At 67.7% G+C, this 15,636-nt stretch carries 24 protein-coding genes; 1 reads left to right on the top strand and 23 read right to left on the bottom strand.

The features are described 5' to 3' along the window. Window positions 1-34 precede the first annotated feature (34 nt). The 3 genes from glmM to rplM form a co-directional block, all read right to left on the bottom strand. A complete protein-coding gene (glmM, locus tag VKA29_RS30170; RefSeq protein ID WP_324789172.1) occupies window positions 35-1,393 on the bottom strand; it encodes a phosphoglucosamine mutase in 1,359 nt (452 codons plus the stop codon). A 185-nt stretch (window positions 1,394-1,578) separates the two neighbouring features. Further along, entirely contained in the window at window positions 1,579-2,091 is a 513-nt protein-coding gene (gene rpsI / locus VKA29_RS30175; protein ID WP_030173946.1) for a 30S ribosomal protein S9, read from the bottom strand. A 42-nt stretch (window positions 2,092-2,133) separates the two neighbouring features. Further along, the gene (rplM, locus tag VKA29_RS30180; RefSeq protein WP_324789173.1) at window positions 2,134-2,577 is read right to left on the bottom strand and encodes a 50S ribosomal protein L13; all 444 of its coding nucleotides are present in this window, start codon (window positions 2,575-2,577) and stop codon (window positions 2,134-2,136) included. Between the two features lie 323 nt (window positions 2,578-2,900). Here rplM and VKA29_RS30185 point away from each other — a divergent pair, with 323 nt between their 5' ends. Continuing rightward, window positions 2,901-3,782: a hypothetical protein gene (locus tag VKA29_RS30185; RefSeq protein WP_324789174.1), complete on the top strand. Its 882-nt coding sequence runs from the start codon at window positions 2,901-2,903 to the stop codon at window positions 3,780-3,782. Window positions 3,783-3,794: 12 nt separating this feature from the next. On the opposite strand, the gene truA is transcribed toward VKA29_RS30185, so the two are convergent. From truA to rplN, 20 genes are all read right to left on the bottom strand, one after another. Next, entirely contained in the window at window positions 3,795-4,649 is an 855-nt protein-coding gene (truA, locus tag VKA29_RS30190; RefSeq protein ID WP_324789175.1) for a tRNA pseudouridine(38-40) synthase TruA, read from the bottom strand. A 77-nt stretch (window positions 4,650-4,726) separates the two neighbouring features. Continuing rightward, window positions 4,727-5,251 carry a 50S ribosomal protein L17 gene (gene rplQ / locus VKA29_RS30195; RefSeq protein WP_324789176.1) on the bottom strand — a complete coding sequence of 175 codons (525 nt, stop codon included), beginning with the start codon at window positions 5,249-5,251 and terminating at the stop codon, window positions 4,727-4,729. A gap of 191 nt (window positions 5,252-5,442) precedes the next feature. Next, on the bottom strand, window positions 5,443-6,465 hold the full coding sequence (locus VKA29_RS30200) for a DNA-directed RNA polymerase subunit alpha (protein WP_003966937.1): 1,023 nt from the start codon (window positions 6,463-6,465) through the stop codon (window positions 5,443-5,445). Between the two features lie 149 nt (window positions 6,466-6,614). Continuing rightward, the gene (gene rpsK / locus VKA29_RS30205; RefSeq protein ID WP_003956432.1) at window positions 6,615-7,019 is read right to left on the bottom strand and encodes a 30S ribosomal protein S11; all 405 of its coding nucleotides are present in this window, start codon (window positions 7,017-7,019) and stop codon (window positions 6,615-6,617) included. A 66-nt stretch (window positions 7,020-7,085) separates the two neighbouring features. Next, the gene (gene rpsM, locus VKA29_RS30210) at window positions 7,086-7,466 is read right to left on the bottom strand and encodes a 30S ribosomal protein S13 (RefSeq protein ID WP_020135802.1); all 381 of its coding nucleotides are present in this window, start codon (window positions 7,464-7,466) and stop codon (window positions 7,086-7,088) included. Between the two features lie 195 nt (window positions 7,467-7,661). Continuing rightward, window positions 7,662-7,775 carry a 50S ribosomal protein L36 gene (gene rpmJ, locus VKA29_RS30215; protein WP_003998809.1) on the bottom strand — a complete coding sequence of 38 codons (114 nt, stop codon included), beginning with the start codon at window positions 7,773-7,775 and terminating at the stop codon, window positions 7,662-7,664. A 59-nt stretch (window positions 7,776-7,834) separates the two neighbouring features. Next, the gene (gene infA / locus VKA29_RS30220) at window positions 7,835-8,056 is read right to left on the bottom strand and encodes a translation initiation factor IF-1 (RefSeq protein WP_003948620.1); all 222 of its coding nucleotides are present in this window, start codon (window positions 8,054-8,056) and stop codon (window positions 7,835-7,837) included. 150 nt (window positions 8,057-8,206) lie between these two features. Next, the gene (gene map / locus VKA29_RS30225; RefSeq protein ID WP_324789177.1) at window positions 8,207-9,043 is read right to left on the bottom strand and encodes a type I methionyl aminopeptidase; all 837 of its coding nucleotides are present in this window, start codon (window positions 9,041-9,043) and stop codon (window positions 8,207-8,209) included. 97 nt (window positions 9,044-9,140) lie between these two features. After that, window positions 9,141-9,803: an adenylate kinase gene (locus tag VKA29_RS30230; protein ID WP_324789178.1), complete on the bottom strand. Its 663-nt coding sequence runs from the start codon at window positions 9,801-9,803 to the stop codon at window positions 9,141-9,143. Beyond that, window positions 9,803-11,116, bottom strand: a complete 1,314-nt coding sequence (secY, locus tag VKA29_RS30235) for a preprotein translocase subunit SecY (RefSeq protein ID WP_324789179.1) — start codon at window positions 11,114-11,116, stop codon at window positions 9,803-9,805. The genes VKA29_RS30230 and secY overlap by 1 nt, the downstream gene beginning before the upstream one ends. 189 nt (window positions 11,117-11,305) lie before the next feature. Beyond that, window positions 11,306-11,761 carry a 50S ribosomal protein L15 gene (gene rplO, locus VKA29_RS30240; RefSeq protein ID WP_324789180.1) on the bottom strand — a complete coding sequence of 152 codons (456 nt, stop codon included), beginning with the start codon at window positions 11,759-11,761 and terminating at the stop codon, window positions 11,306-11,308. A gap of 2 nt (window positions 11,762-11,763) precedes the next feature. After that, window positions 11,764-11,946: a 50S ribosomal protein L30 gene (gene rpmD, locus VKA29_RS30245; protein WP_003974250.1), complete on the bottom strand. Its 183-nt coding sequence runs from the start codon at window positions 11,944-11,946 to the stop codon at window positions 11,764-11,766. A 2-nt stretch (window positions 11,947-11,948) separates the two neighbouring features. Beyond that, window positions 11,949-12,554: a 30S ribosomal protein S5 gene (gene rpsE / locus VKA29_RS30250; RefSeq protein ID WP_019753099.1), complete on the bottom strand. Its 606-nt coding sequence runs from the start codon at window positions 12,552-12,554 to the stop codon at window positions 11,949-11,951. A 36-nt stretch (window positions 12,555-12,590) separates the two neighbouring features. Next, window positions 12,591-12,974, bottom strand: a complete 384-nt coding sequence (gene rplR / locus VKA29_RS30255; RefSeq protein ID WP_324789181.1) for a 50S ribosomal protein L18 — start codon at window positions 12,972-12,974, stop codon at window positions 12,591-12,593. A gap of 3 nt (window positions 12,975-12,977) precedes the next feature. Further along, entirely contained in the window at window positions 12,978-13,517 is a 540-nt protein-coding gene (gene rplF, locus VKA29_RS30260) for a 50S ribosomal protein L6 (protein WP_324789182.1), read from the bottom strand. A gap of 24 nt (window positions 13,518-13,541) precedes the next feature. Next, a complete protein-coding gene (rpsH, locus tag VKA29_RS30265) occupies window positions 13,542-13,940 on the bottom strand; it encodes a 30S ribosomal protein S8 (RefSeq protein ID WP_014674378.1) in 399 nt (132 codons plus the stop codon). 237 nt (window positions 13,941-14,177) lie between these two features. After that, window positions 14,178-14,363 (bottom strand): type Z 30S ribosomal protein S14, encoded by a 186-nt coding sequence (locus VKA29_RS30270; protein ID WP_003948630.1) that lies wholly within the window; start codon window positions 14,361-14,363, stop codon window positions 14,178-14,180. 5 nt (window positions 14,364-14,368) lie between these two features. Continuing rightward, window positions 14,369-14,926: a 50S ribosomal protein L5 gene (gene rplE, locus VKA29_RS30275; protein WP_053661885.1), complete on the bottom strand. Its 558-nt coding sequence runs from the start codon at window positions 14,924-14,926 to the stop codon at window positions 14,369-14,371. Beyond that, entirely contained in the window at window positions 14,926-15,249 is a 324-nt protein-coding gene (gene rplX, locus VKA29_RS30280) for a 50S ribosomal protein L24 (RefSeq protein ID WP_076097138.1), read from the bottom strand. Before rplX ends, rplE begins: the two co-directional genes overlap by 1 nt. A gap of 2 nt (window positions 15,250-15,251) precedes the next feature. After that, the gene (gene rplN, locus VKA29_RS30285) at window positions 15,252-15,620 is read right to left on the bottom strand and encodes a 50S ribosomal protein L14 (protein WP_003998823.1); all 369 of its coding nucleotides are present in this window, start codon (window positions 15,618-15,620) and stop codon (window positions 15,252-15,254) included. Window positions 15,621-15,636: the final 16 nt, after the last annotated feature.

Here is a 15,636-nt window from a genome sequence, read left to right on the forward strand (position 1 = left end):
CCCCGGGCGCCTCCGGGAACTCGGTGCGCGGTTCCTAGCCCAGCGCCGACTTCACCACGTCGGCCAGCCGTCCGGCCACCGACCGCGCCTGCTCGATGTCCGCGGCCTCGACCATCACGCGGACCAGCGGCTCGGTCCCGGACGGGCGCAGCAGCACCCGCCCGGTCGCGCCCAGCTCCCGCTCGGCCTCGGCGACGGCGGCCGCCAGCTCCGCCGACGTGTTCACCCGGGACCTGTCCACGTCCGGCACGTTGATCAGCACCTGCGGCAGCCGCTCCATGACGGACGCGAGCTCCTTCAGCGACCGTCCGGTCTCGGTGACACGGGCGGCCAGCATCAGGCCGGTCAGCGTGCCGTCGCCGGTGGTCGCGTGGTCCAGGATGATCACGTGCCCGGACTGCTCGCCGCCGAGCGCGTAGCCGTGCTGCTTCATCTCCTCCAGCACGTAGCGGTCGCCGACCGCGGTCTGGACGAGCTTCAGCCCCTCCCGCTCCAGCGCCAGCTTGAACCCGAGGTTCGACATGACCGTCGCGACGACGGTGTCGGAGCGCAGTACGGAACGCTCCCGCATCGCCAGCGCGAGCACGGCCAGGATCTGGTCGCCGTCCACTTCCTCGCCGGTGTGGTCGACGGCGAGGCAGCGGTCGGCGTCGCCGTCGTGGGCGATGCCGAGGGCGGCGCCGTGCTCGACGACGGCTGCCTTCAGCTTGTCGAGGTGGGTGGAGCCGCAGCCGTCGTTGATGTTGAGCCCGTCCGGCTCGGCACCGATGGTGATCACCTCGGCGCCGGCCCGCGAGAACGCCTCGGGCGAGACCCGGGCGGCGGCGCCGTGCGCCTCGTCGAGGACGACCTTCAGCCCGTCCAGGCGGTTGGGCAGTACGGCGATCAGGTGGGCGACGTACTTGTCGAAGCCCTCCTCGTAGTCCCGCACGCGTCCGACGCCCGCGCCGGTGGGCCGCTCCCAGGGCTCACCGTGCCGGTGCGCGTCGTACACGGCCTCGATGCGGTCCTCCAGGTCGTCGGCGAGCTTGTGGCCGCCGCGCGCGAAGAACTTGACGCCGTTGTCGGGCATGGCGTTGTGGCTGGCGGACAGCATCACGCCGAGGTCGGCGCCGAGCGCGCCGGTCAGGTACGCCACCGCCGGCGTCGGCAGCACGCCGACCCGCAGCACGTCCACGCCCGCGCTCGCCAGGCCCGCGACCACGGCCGCCTCCAGGAACTCCCCGGACGCGCGCGGGTCCCGTCCGACGACCGCCGTCGCGCGGTGGCCCTCGAAGGTGCCCGCCTCGGCCAGTACGTGCGCCGCGGCCACGGAGAGGCCGAGCGCCATCTCCGCCGTCAGGTCCGCGTTGGCGACGCCACGCACGCCGTCCGTGCCGAAGAGTCGTCCCACTTGTCCTCCTGAGAAGCGTCAGTTTCGGAAGCGCCTGACGATGGATGACAAGCATCCGATCACACAAGCCGTTGAGCATCTTGTGCCGTTATACGCCCCCGACGGCGATAAACGAACGCCCCGACAGCACAGTGGCGTGCCGCCGGGGCGTTCGTACGAGCAGGCAGCTGCGAAAGCAGCCGCGTTTAGCGCTTGCTGTACTGCGGGGCCTTGCGGGCCTTCTTCAGACCGGCCTTCTTGCGCTCGACCGCACGGTCGTCGCGGCGCAGGAACCCGGCCTTCTTCAGCGGGCCGCGGTTGTTGTCGACGTCGGCCTCGTTCAGCGCGCGGGCGACACCGAGACGGAGCGCACCGGCCTGGCCGGAGACACCGCCACCGGCGATGCGGGCGATGACGTCGTAGCGGCCCTCGAGCTCGAGGACCTTGAACGGCTCGTTGACTTCCTGCTGGTGCACCTTGTTCGGGAAGTAGTCCTCGAGGGTGCGACCGTTGATCTTCCACTTGCCGGAGCCCGGAACGATCCGGACGCGGGCGATGGCGTTCTTGCGGCGGCCCAGGCCGGCGGCCGGCTGGGGCTCGCCGAAGCGCGAGGCGAGGGACTCGGAGGTGTACTCACCCTCCACCGGAACCTCGGACTCGGTGGTGTAGCTGTCGATGTCAAGCTCTTCGAGCGGCTGCTCGGCAGTGGTCTCGGCCACGATGCTCCTCAGATTCTCTTCGGTCTTAGGGGGTGGCCGGACTTACTGCGCGACCTGGGTGATCTCGAACGGAACCGGCTGCTGGGCAGCGTGGGGGTGGTTCTCGCCCGCGTAGACCTTCAGCTTCGTGAGCATCTGACGGCCCAGGGTGTTCTTGGGGAGCATGCCCTTGACGGCCTTCTCGATGGCCTTCTCGGGGTTCTTGTCCAGCAGCTCGTCGTAACGGACGGAGCGCAGACCACCCGGGTAGCCGGAGTGGCGGTACGCCATCTTCTGGGTCCGCTTGTTGCCGGAGAGGTGCACCTTGTCGGCGTTGATGATGATGACGAAGTCACCGGTGTCGACGTGCGGCGCGTAGATCGGCTTGTGCTTGCCGCGGAGAAGAGACGCGGCGGTCGTGGCCAGACGGCCCAGGACGACGTCCCGAGCGTCGATGACGTGCCACTGGCGAGTCACATCGCCGGGCTTGGGGCTGTATGTACGCACTTCGCAGCCTTTTTCTTCAGTGGATGGGTGCTGACACGTGGCATCACTGAAGCGATCGTGCAGCTGGGGACGACAATGCCGGGGACGCTGCCCGTATGCCGCCCACTGGTAACTGCTCCAGGGAACCTAGGTATGGGCCTCTCGCGTGAGAACGCGCGAGCCAATACACAACGAAGATGCAGGATACCGGGGTCGCACGTACGGGTCAAAACGAGCCCTCCGCGACACGGACGGGCCGAGATGTGCCGCCGTGCCGGAAAGGTCCCCGCGGGAGGCGCCGCGGCCACCACGGGGCGCGCCAACCCCCGTCTAAGATGCGCCCCATGAGCTTCGGGCAGCAGGGGGGACCCCCGTCCCAGTGGGATCCCTGGAAACCGCATTCCCAGCAGCCGTGGAACAACGGCAGCAGCGGCGACACACCGGACTGGGCCGCGCTCGCCGAGGCGTCCGAGACGCGCAACAAACGGCGCCGGCTGCTGTTCATCGGTGGCGGCGCCCTCGCCACCGTCGCGATAGGCACCGCCGTCGCGATGGCCGTGGTGTCCGCGAACGGCGACAACGACAGCTCCGACCGGACGACCGGGCTCCCCTCGACGGCGGACATCCCCAGCAGCAGCACGGCGGTCCCGTCCTTCGAGCCGACCAGCGCCCCGCCCCCGCTGGACCCGAAGGAGTTCGTCTCCAGCAAGACCAAGGACACGGCCCCGCTCGACGTCCCGGCGCTCTTCCCCGGCACGCAGCTGACCATGGGCTCGACCGTGTACAAGAAGGGCCCGACCGCGGACACCACGAACTGCGCCTCGGCCGCCCAGGGCACGCTCCCGAAGGTGCTCACCGCCAACAAGTGCACCCGCCTGATGCGGGTCACCTACGTCAAGGACGACGTCGCCGTGACGGTCGGCGTGGCCGTCTTCGACACCGAGGCCGCGGCGACCAGGGCCAAGGGCCAGGCGGACAAGCAGAGCATCGTCAGGTCCCTGTCCGGCAAGGGCGCCAAGGCCTTCTGCGACGGCGCCGTCTGCCGCTCCACGACCAACTCCTACGGCCGCTACGCCTACTTCACCATCACCGGCTTCACCAGCGGCAAGGACGTCACCACCAAGGACACCGCGGTCTTCTCCACCGGCGACGACCTGGCCCAGTTCACCTTCCGCCAGATCCACCGCCGCGGCGAGGCACAGGCCTCGGCGGCGGCGAACCGGTAGCCGGGCCGGGCGTCAGCAGCACCCGGCCCCGGGCAGCGACCGCTTGTTGCGCGCCTCCCGGCTGCGCGCGGCCAGCAGCTCGTCGGCCGGGTAGCCGACCTCCTCCAGGGTCAGCCCGTGCGGCCGTACGACGTGCACGGCCGAGTCCCGTACGCCGGCCGCCAGCACCTTCCCGGGCCAGTCCGTCCCGCGGTGCCCGTCGCCCACGAACAGCAGCGCGCCGATCAGCGAGCGCACCATGTTGTGGCAGAAGGCGTCGGCCCGGACGGTCGCGGTGATGATCCCGTCGTCGCCGCGCGCGAGGCCGAGTTCCTGGAGGGTGCGGATCGTCGTCGCGCCCTCCCGCTTCTTGCAGTAGGCGGCGAAGTCGTGCTCGCCGAGCAGCGCCCGGGCCGCCTCGTTCATGGCGTCGACGTCCAGCGGCCAGTCGTGCCACAGGACGTGGTTCCGCAGCAGCGGGTCGACGCCGCCGGGGTTGTCGGTGACCCGGTAGGCGTAGCGGCGCCAGACCGCCGAGAAGCGGGCGTTGAAGCCGCTGGGCGCCTCCCTGAGGGCCCACACCCGCACGTCCCTGGGCAGGCGGCCCGCGAGCCGCTTGAGGAGCTTGTCGTGGTGCTCGCCCCAGACCTCGTGCGGCAGGTCGACGTGCGCCACCTGCCCCCGGGCGTGCACCCCGGCGTCGGTCCGACCCGCCACCGTCAGCTCGTACGTCTCCCCGGACCGGGTGACCGTCCGCAGCGCGTCCTCGATCTCCCCCTGCACGGTCCGCCGGCCGCCGGCCTGCCTGGCCCAGCCGGAGAAGTCGGTGCCGTCGTAGGACAGGTCGAGGCGGACGCGGACATAACCGGGCTGTACTTCGTCACTCACCCCTGGATCCTCTCAGGAACACGGAAGCGGGCCCGCCCCCAGGGGGCGGACCCGCTCACGTCGCGTCAGGCAGAGCCTCAGGCGTCCTTGGACTCCTCGGAGCCCTCGGCGGCCTCGTCGGCCGGCTTGGCGTCCTCGACCGGGGCCTCGGCGGCCTTGGTCTCCTCCGCCTTGGCCTCCTCGGCCTCCTTGACCGCACGCTTGGTGGCGGCCTCGGCCTCACCGGTCGCCTGCTGCGCGACCGTCAGCGCCTCGACCAGCTCGATGACGGCCATGGGCGCGTTGTCGCCACGGCGGTTACCGATCTTGGTGATGCGGGTGTAGCCACCGGGACGGTTCTCGTAGCGCGGGCCGATCTCGGTGAAGAGCGTGTGGACGACGGCCTTGTCCGTGATGACCTGGAGCACCTGACGGCGGTTGTGAAGGTCGCCCTTCTTCGCCTTGGTGACCAGACGCTCGGCGTACGGGCGCAGACGGCGCGCCTTCGCCTCGGTGGTGGTGATGCGGCCGTGCTCGAAGAGCGACCTCGCGAGGTTCGCGAGGAGCAGCTTCTCGTGCGCGGCGCTGCCGCCCAGACGGGCACCCTTGGTGGGCTTCGGCATGTTCTTTCTCCTGTGTGTCTGCCCCGGCCGTATCAGGTACCGGAGTCAGTATCCGAGCGGGCGGGTTTGCCCGTCGGAGACCCCGCGCCCGAAGGGGCGCGGGGAACTGCGCGACCAGCCACGGCGGGCCCGCAGCCGAGGATCGACCCGGCGAGGCACCGTCCGAAGTCGGACCGCCCCGCCGGAGGCGATCAGTACTGCTCGGTCTCGACGAACCCGGCGTCCGCGTCGTCGTCCGCGCCGAACGCGTCCGCCGCGGCGGTGGGGTCGAATCCGGGCGGGCTGTCCTTCAGGGCCAGGCCCATGCCGGCCAGCTTCGCCTTGACCTCGTCGATGGACTTCGCACCGAAGTTGCGGATGTCCAGCAGGTCGGCCTCGGAGCGGGCGACGAGTTCACCCACGGAGTGGATGCCCTCACGCTTGAGGCAGTTGTAGGAGCGGACCGTGAGCTCCAGCTCCTCGATCGGCAGCGCGAGGTCGGCGGCCAGGGCGGCGTCCGTCGGGGACGGGCCCATGTCGATGCCCTCGGCGTCGATGTTGAGCTCGCGGGCCAGACCGAACAGCTCGACCAGGGTCTTGCCGGCCGACGCCATGGCGTCACGCGGACGCATGGCCTGCTTGGTCTCGACGTCGACGATCAGCTTGTCGAAGTCGGTGCGCTGCTCGACACGCGTGGCCTCGACCTTGTACGTGACCTTCAGCACGGGGCTGTAGATGGAGTCGACCGGGATACGGCCGATCTCCTGGCCCACCTGCTTGTTCTGCACGGCGGAGACGTAACCGCGGCCGCGCTCGACCGTCAGCTCCATCTCCAGCTTGCCCTTGCCGTTGAGCGTGGCGAGGACGAGGTCGGGGTTGTGCACCTCGACACCGGCCGGGGGCGCGATGTCGGCGGCGGTGACCAGACCCGGGCCCTGCTTGCGCAGGTACATCACGACCGGCTCGTCGTGCTCCGAGGAGACGACCAGCTGCTTGATGTTGAGGATCAGGTCGGTGACGTCCTCCTTGACGCCCGGCACGGTGGTGAACTCGTGCAGCACGCCGTCGATCCGGATCGACGTGACCGCCGCACCGGGGATCGAGGACAGGAGGGTCCGGCGGAGGGAGTTGCCGAGGGTGTAGCCGAAGCCCGGCTCCAGCGGCTCGATCACGAACCGGGAGCGGAACTCGTCGACGACCTCTTCGGTCAACGAGGGACGCTGAGCGATCAGCATGTGTGGAGATCCTTCATTCGTGGACGCCCGCTATTTGACGCCCGACGGAAACCGCGCCCGTGAAAAACGCGGGTACTGCAAGGGTACGGGCGATACGGCGCTTTGACAGTGCCGTACCGCCCGGTCCCGAAGCCGTGAAGCGACGCGCGTCAGACGCGGCGGCGCTTCGGCGGACGGCAGCCGTTGTGCGGGGTCGGGGTGACGTCCTGGATGGAGCCGACCTCGAGACCCGTCGCCTGCAGGGAGCGGATCGCGGTCTCACGACCGGAGCCCGGGCCCTTGACGAACACGTCGACCTTGCGCATGCCGTGCTCCTGGGCGCGGCGGGCGGCCGACTCGGCGGCCATCTGCGCGGCGAACGGCGTGGACTTCCGGGAGCCCTTGAAGCCGACGTGGCCGGCGGAGGCCCAGGAGATCACGTTGCCGGACGGGTCCGTGATGGAGACGATCGTGTTGTTGAACGTGCTCTTGATGTGCGCGTGGCCGTGAGCGACGTTCTTCTTTTCCTTGCGGCGCACCTTCTTGGCAGCGCCCTGACGACCCTTGGGGGGCATCTATTACTCCTACGGGGGAGGTGGTCGGTCCTGCAGCGAAGACCGTGGACAGGCGTCCGCTGAGGACTACTTCTTGCCCGGCTTCTTCTTGCCGGCGATGGCGCGACGCGGGCCCTTGCGGGTACGGGCGTTCGTGCTGGTGCGCTGACCGCGGACCGGCAGACCGCGGCGGTGACGGAGACCCTGGTAGCAGCCGATCTCGACCTTGCGGCGGATGTCGGCCTGGATCTCGCGACGGAGGTCACCCTCGGTCTTGATGTTGTTGTCGACGTACTCACGAATCGCGACGAGCTGCTCCTCGGAGAGGTCGCGAACGCGGGTGTTCGGGTCGATGCCGGTCTCGGCCAGCGTCTGCTGGGAGAGCGTCCGGCCGATGCCGAACACGTAGGTCAGGGCGACCTCCACGCGCTTTTCGCGCGGGATGTCAACACCGGAAACGCGTGCCATTCAATGGCTCCAGTTGATCTTCGGAGGTCTTCCGCAGCACCGTCTCCCGGCCGCCGTATCAGGTACGAACCGGGTCCCCGGCCTCCGAACCGGGGGTGTCGGGCGATCGCTCGCCCGGGTCCTGCGTATGAACAATTCAGCTCGCGTCGCGCGAATCCCTGCGATGTCGATGCAGAGGGATCGGTCGATCGTGCGTCAGCCCTGGCGCTGCTTGTGGCGCGGGTTCTCGCAGATGACCATGACCCGACCGTGACGGCGGATCACCCTGCACTTGTCGCAGATCTTCTTGACGCTCGGCTTGACCTTCATGGGATTGAGGTTCTCCGGGTCAGTGCCACCACCCCGCCGGAACGGGGTGCGGGCAAGATCTACTTGTACCGGTAGACGATCCGGCCACGCGTCAGGTCGTACGGAGACAGCTCCACCACGACCCGGTCGTCAGGGAGGATGCGGATGTAGTGCATGCGCATCTTGCCGCTGATGTGTGCCAGGACCTGGTGGCCGTTCTGGAGCTCGACCTTGAACATGGCGTTCGGCAGAGACTCGACGACAGTGCCCTCGATCTCGATGGCACCTTGCTTCTTGGCCACGCTTCGCCCTTCGAATCGACTACCTTGATCGACTCCCTCGCGTCCCTTACGGGCGCATGCGGACATGCGGGTGCACGAGAGCCGACGAGTCAGTCTACGTCAGCGCACCCGGAAAGACGAATCGAGGAAGTCTGCCCCAGGCAGAGATCATTAAGCGAGCGGGTCCGGAGCGGCCGTGACGCCGTGCTCCGCCAGCTTGGCCCGGCCGCCGTCCGGGGCCGTCAGGACCAGCGGGCCCTGCTCCGTCAGGGCCACCGAGTGCTCCCAGTGGGAGGACCAGGTGCCGTCCGTGGTGATGACCGTCCAGTCGTCTTCCAGGACCTGCGTCTTCGGGGTGCCCAGGGAGACCATCGGCTCGATGGCGAGGCAGAGGCCGGGAACCAGCTTGGGGCCCCTGCCGCGGCGCCGGTCGACGTAGTTCAGCAGGTGCGGGTCCATGTGCATCTCGGTGCCGATGCCGTGGCCGCCGTAGTCCTCGATGATGCCGTAGCGGCCGCCGCCGGGCTTGGGCTGACGGCGGATGTACGTCTCGATGGCGCGGGAGACGTCGACGAGCCGGTTGCCCTGCTTCATCGCCGCGATGCCGGCCCACATGGACTCCTCGGTGACCCGGGAGAGCTCGATCAGCTCCGGGGCGTGACCGGAGCCGACGAACGCCGTGTACGCGGCGTCGCCGTGCCAGCCGTCGACGATGGCGCCGCAGTCGATGGAGATGACGTCGCCGTCCTTGAGGACGACCTCGTCGGACGGGATGCCGTGGACGACGACCTCGTTGACCGAGGTGCAGATCGTCGCCGGGAAGCCGCCGTAGCCGAGGAAGTTCGGCTTGGCGTTGTGCTCGGCGAGCACCTTGCGCGCCACCTGGTCCAGATCCCTGGTGGTGGCCCCGGGCACGGCGGCCTCGCGGGTGGCCGCGTGGATGGCGGCGACGACCAGCCCCGCCTCACGCATCTTGGCGATCTGCTCGGCGGTCTTGATCTGCACCATGGGGCCCTGCGCTCTCCGTCACTCGCGTCAACCGGTTACTGCACAACAGTACGGCCGTGGCGCCCATCCGGGTGCCACGGCCGTACCGGACCGACGACTACTTGCCGTCGTCCTCGCGCTTGAGCGCCTCCAGGGCGCGCTGCGTGATCTCCTCGACCGGGCCGAGGGACGAGATCGTGACGACCAGTCCCTGCGACTTGTAGTAGTCGATGATCGGCTCGGTCTGCGTGTGGTAGACCTCGAGCCGCTTGCGGACCGTCCCCTCGGAGTCGTCGTCACGCTGGTACAGCTCACCGCCGCAGACGTCGCAGACGTCTTCCTGCTTCGGCTTGCTGTACGTCACGTGGAAGACGTGGGAGGAGTCGTTGCGGCAGATGCGCCGGCCGGCGATCCGCTTGACGACCTCATCCTCGGAGACTTCCAGGTCGAGAACCGCGTCCAGCTTGATGGCCTCGGTCGTCAGCAGTTCGTCGAGCGCTTCGGCCTGCGAGACGTTGCGCGGGAAGCCGTCGAGCAGGAAGCCGCCCTCGGCGTCCGGCTGCTCCATCCGGTCCTTCGCCATCGCGATCGTGACCTCGTCGGGAACGAGGTTGCCGGCGTCCATGTAGGACTTGGCGAGCTTGCCCAGCTCGGTCTGCTGGCTGATGTTGGCCCGGAACAGGTCGCCCGTGGAGATGTGCGGGACGCGCAGCTTCGCGGCGAGGCGCGTGGCCTGCGTGCCCTTTCCGGCACCCGGCGGCCCGACGAGGACGATTCGCATCAGCGGAGGAACCCTTCGTAATTGCGCTGCTGGAGCTGGCTCTCGATCTGCTTCACCGTCTCGAGACCGACACCCACGATGATCAGGATGCTGGTCCCGCCGAACGGGAAGTTCTGGTTCGCCCCAAACCCAACCAACGCCATCGTCGGCACGAGAGCGATCAGACCCAAGTACAGCGAACCCGGCCAGGTGATCCGGTTGAGTACATAGCTCAGATACTCAGCGGTCGGTCGGCCAGCCCGGATGCCCGGGATGAATCCACCATACTTCTTCATGTTGTCGGCGACTTCCTCGGGGTTGAACGAGATCGCCACGTAGAAGAACGCGAAGAAGACGATGAGCAAGAAGTACGAAGTGATGTAAATCGGGTGATCACCCTTGGTCAGGTTCTGCTCGACCCAGGTCTTCCACCCTGAATTGCCTCCGGAGAACTGGGCGACCAGTGCCGGGATGTAAAGCAGCGACGACGCGAAGATGACCGGGATCACACCGGCCTGGTTGACCTTCAGCGGAATGTAGGTCGACGTGCCGCCGTAGGAACGACGGCCGATCATGCGCTTGGCGTACTGCACCGGGATGCGGCGCTGGGCCTGCTCGACGAAGACGACCAGGCCGACCATGACCAGGCCGACGAGGATGACGGTGCCGAACTCGATCCAGCCGCCCGCCAGGTTGCCCTGCTTCTTGATGGCCCACAGGGCCGAGGGGAAGGTGGCGGCGATCGAGATGAACATCAGGATCGACATGCCGTTGCCGATGCCGCGGTCGGTGATCAGCTCACCGAGCCACATGACGACGGCCGTACCGGCGGTCATGCAGACGACCATGGTGATGGTGGTGAAGATCGCCTGGTCGGGGACGATGCTCGACGCGACCGTGCAGCCGTTGAAGAGGGCGCCGCTGCGGGCGGTGGCCACCAGGCCGGTGCCCTGCAGGATCGCGAGCGCCACCGTCAGGTAACGGGTGTACTGGGTGATCTTCGCCGTACCGGCCTGGCCCTCCTTCTTGAGGGCCTCCAGACGCGGGATCACCACGGTCAGCAGCTGCAGGATGATGCTCGCCGTGATGTACGGCATGATGCCCAGCGCGAAGACCGTGATCTGCAGCAGCGCGCCGCCGCTGAACATGTTGACCAGGCCGAAGAGGCCCTGGTTGCCGGAGGCCTCGTCCACGCACTGTTGGACGGCCGTGTAGTTGACGCCGGGGATCGGGATGTGGGTACCGACCCGGTAGACCACGATGATGCCGAGCGTGAAGAGCAGCTTCTTGCGCAGGTCGGGCGTCTTGAACGCCCGGGCGAACGCGGTGAGCACGGTGCCTCCTGCGACCCCCGCGCAACAGCGTCAAGGGTGACGGTCTTGAGGTTCGACGAATAAGGAAGTGAACAGTGCAGGCCACCTTACCGGCGACACTGCCCCCCTTGGAACGACCAACCGGGGATACCTCATTGTGAGGTATCCCCGGTCGGGAGACGCTTACGTCATCGAGACGTCCGAACGGACTCAGACGAGCTCGGTGACGGTGCCGCCGGCGGCGGTGATCTTCTCCTTGGCGGAGCCGGAGACGGCGTCGACCGTCACCTGCAGCGCCACCGAGACCTCACCCTGGCCGAGGACCTTGACCAGGCTGTTCTTGCGAACGGCGCCCTTGGCCACCAGGGACTCGACCGTGACCTCGCCACCCTCGGGGTAGAGCGCGGCCAGCTTGTCGAGGTTGACGACCTGGTACTCGGTCTTGAACGGGTTCTTGAAGCCCTTCAGCTTCGGGAGGCGCATGTGCAGCGGCATCTGGCCGCCCTCGAAGCGCTCCGGAACCTGGTAACGGGCCTTCGTGCCCTTGGTACCACGACCGGCCGTCTTACCCTTCGACGCCTCACCACGACCGACACGGGTCTTGGCGGTCTTGGCGCCCGGGGCGGGACGGAGGTTGTGGATCTTGAGCGGGTTCTGCTCCGCCATGATCAGTCGACCTCCTCGACCGTCACGAGGTGGCGGACGGTGTGCACCATGCCGCGGAACTCGGGGCGGTCCTCCTTGACGACCTGCGTGTTGATGCCCTTGAGACCAAGGGAGCGCAGGGTGTCACGGTGGTTCTGCTTGCTGCCGATGTAGGACTTGACCTGCGTGATCTTGAGCTGCGCCATGATTACGCACCCGCCCCGGCACGCGCACGCAGCAGAGCCGCGGGAGCGACGTCCTCGAGGGGCAGACCACGGCGGGCCGCGATCTCCTCGGGGCGCTGCAGGCCCTTGAGGGCCTCCACGGTCGCGTGCACGATGTTGATCGCGTTGTCGGAGCCGAGCGACTTCGACAGCACGTCGTGGATACCGGCGCACTCGAGCACGGCACGCACCGGGCCACCGGCGATGACACCGGTACCGGGCGACGCGGGCTTGAGCAGCACGACACCGGCCGCCTTCTCACCCTGGATGGGGTGCGGGATGGTGCCCTGGATCCGGGGGACCTTGAAGAAGTGCTTCTTGGCCTCCTCCACACCCTTGGCGATGGCGGCCGGCACCTCCTTGGCCTTGCCGTAACCGACACCCACGGTGCCGTCACCGTCGCCCACCACGACCAGCGCGGTGAAGCTGAAGCGACGACCACCCTTCACAACCTTGGCGACGCGGTTGATCGCGACGACGCGCTCAACGTACGCGGTCTTCTCGGCGGCAGCAGCGCCGCCGTCACGGCCCTTCCGGTCCCGCCGCTCGCCGCCACCGGCACCGCTTCCGCGGCGCTGGGGTCCAGCCATTGGATTACCTCTCTCTTTCCGCTAGCTACAAGCGGCTCAGAACTTGAGCCCGGCTTCGCGGGCGGCGTCCGCCAGGGCGGCGATGCGCCCGGCGTACTGGTTGCCACCACGGTCGAACACGACGGCCTCGACACCGGCGGCCTTGGCACGCTCGGCGACCAGGGCGCCGACCTGCTTGGCCTGCGCGGACTTGTCGCCCTCGCCACCACGGATCGACGCGTCCAGGGTGGACGCAGACGCCACGGTGTGGCCCTTCAGGTCGTCGATCACCTGCGCCACGATGTGGCGGTTGGAGCGGGTCACGACCAGACGGGGACGCTCCGCCGTACCGGAGACCTTCTTGCGGATCCGGATGTGGCGGCGCTTGATCGCGGCGCGCTTGTAGGCGTCGCCCTTGAGGATCTTCTGCCCGTATGCCATGGCTTACTTACCCGCCTTTCCGACCTTGCGGCGGATGACTTCGCCCTCGTACTTGACGCCCTTGGCCTTGTACGGGTCGGGCTTGCGCAGCTTGCGGATGTTGGCCGCAACCTCGCCGACCTTCTGCTTGTCGATGCCCTCGACCTGGAAACGGGTCGGGGTCTCCACCTTGAAGGTGATCCCCTCGGGGGCCTCGACCGTGATCGGGTGGCTGTAGCCGAGCGCGAACTCGAGGTTCGAGCCCTTGGCGGTCACGCGGTAACCGACACCACTGATCTCGAGCTTCTTCACGTAACCCTGGGTCACGCCGGTGATCATGTTCGCCACCAGCGTGCGGGAGAGGCCGTGCAGGGCCTTGCTCTGACGCTCGTCGTTGGGGCGGGTCACCTGCAGGGTGCCGTCCTCGCCCTTGGCGATCTCGATCGGCGCCACGACGGTGTGGGTCAGTTCGCCCTTGGGGCCCTTGACCGAGACCGTACGGCCGTCGATGGTGACGTCCACGCCGGCGGGAACCGCGATGGGGAGCTTGCCGATGCGCGACATAGCTGTTTCCTCCGTTCCCTTCCGCTACCAGACGTAGGCGAGGACTTCCCCACCCACGCCCTTCTTGCCGGCCTGCTTGTCGGTGAGGAGCCCGTGCGACGTGGAGATGATCGCCACGCCCAGGCCGCCGAGCACCTTCGGCAGGTTGGTGGACTTCGCGTACACCCGGAGACCGGGCTTGGAGATCCGCTTGATGCCCGCGATGGAGCGCTCACGGTTGGGGCCGAACTTCAGCTCGAGGACGAGGTTCTTGCCGACCTCGGCGTCCTCGACCTTCCAGCCCGTGATGAAGCCCTCCTGCTGGAGGATCTCCGCGATGTGGGACTTGATCTTGGAGTGCGGCATCGACACCGAGTCGTGGTACGCCGAGTTCGCATTCCGCAGACGCGTCAACATGTCTGCGATCGGATCAGTCATGGTCATGAATTGGCCTGTGGCCTTTCTCGCCGGGGTTTCCTATATGCGCCATCCCTCTCCCCGTACATGGACGGGACGGGTGCGGCGCGGGGACCTACGGCGTAGTAAGCAATCGTTGGCGGACACTGTCCGCGGGCGTTCAGGGCGGCAGAGGCCCAACCCTCCCAGCCTACGGCATGGAAGGCGGGGCCCCTGCCAACCCGGTTGCTTACCGAGAGGTCCAGGAATCCCTGCTTACAGGGATTACCAGGAGCTCTTGGTCACGCCCGGCAGCTCGCCACGGTGAGCCATCTCACGAAGGCACACGCGGCAGAGGCCGAACTTGCGGTACACGGAGTGCGGACGACCGCAGCGCTGGCAGCGGGTGTAGCCGCGCACACCGAACTTGGGCTTACGGGCAGCCTTCGCGATGAGAGCCTTCTTCGCCATCTCGCTCACGCCTCCTTGAAGGGGAAGCCGAGGTGACGGAGGAGCGCGCGGCCCTCAGCGTCGTTGGTCGCCGTGGTGACCACGGTGATGTCCATACCCCGGACGCGGTCGATCTTGTCCTGGTCGATCTCGTGGAACATGACCTGCTCCGTGAGACCGAAGGTGTAGTTGCCACGGCCGTCGAACTGCTTGGGGGACAGACCGCGGAAGTCACGGATGCGCGGCAGCGCGAGCGACAGGGTGCGGTCCAGGAACTCCCACATGCGGTCGCCACGGAGCGTGACGTGGGCACCGATCGGCTGGCCCTCACGCAGCTTGAACTGCGCGATGGACTTGCGGGCCTTGGTGACGGCCGGCTTCTGACCGGTGATCGTGGTGAGGTCGCGGATGGCGCCCTCGATCAGCTTCGAGTCGCGGGCGGCGTCGCCCACACCCATGTTGACCACGATCTTGACGAGGCCGGGGACCTGCATGACGTTCTCGTACTTGAACTCGTCACGCAGCTTGCCCGCGATCTCCTCGCGGTACTTCGTCTTGAGACGCGGAGTGGTGGTGGTAGCCATCAGATGTCCTCACCCGTCCGCTTGGCAACGCGGATCTTGTTGCCCTCGTCGTCGAAGCGGTAGCCGACACGCGTGACGACCTTCTGACCGTCCTTCTCGACGACCAGCTGGACGTTGGAGACGTGGATCGGCGCCTCGGTCGTGACGATGCCGCCGGCCTGGGAACCGCGAGCGGTAGGACCGGCCTTCGTGTGCTTCTTGACCCGGTTGACACCTTCGACCAGGACGCGCTCCTCGCGCGGGTAAGCGGCAATGACCTTGCCCTGCTTGCCCTTGTCCTTGCCGGTGATGACCTGGACCAGGTCGCCCTTCTTGATCTTCATGCTTACAGCACCTCCGGCGCGAGCGAGATGATCTTCATGAACTTCTTCTCGCGCAGCTCACGCCCGACCGGGCCGAAGATGCGGGTGCCGCGAGGGTCGCCGTCGTTCTTCAGAATGACGGCGGCGTTCTCGTCGAAGCGGATGTACGAGCCGTCCGGACGGCGGCGCTCCTTGACGGTGCGAACGATGACCGCCTTGACGACGTCACCCTTCTTCACGTTGCCACCGGGGATCGCGTCCTTGACGGTGGCGACGATGACGTCACCGATGCCCGCGTAGCGGCGACCGGAGCCACCGAGCACACGGATGCAAAGGATCTCCTTCGCACCAGTGTTGTCGGCGACACGCAGTCGCGACTCCTGCTGGATCACGTCTATCTCCTGAATG

The sequence above is a fragment of the Streptomyces sp. H51 genome, from assembly GCF_035656535.1.
Classification (GTDB): domain Bacteria; phylum Actinomycetota; class Actinomycetes; order Streptomycetales; family Streptomycetaceae; genus Streptomyces.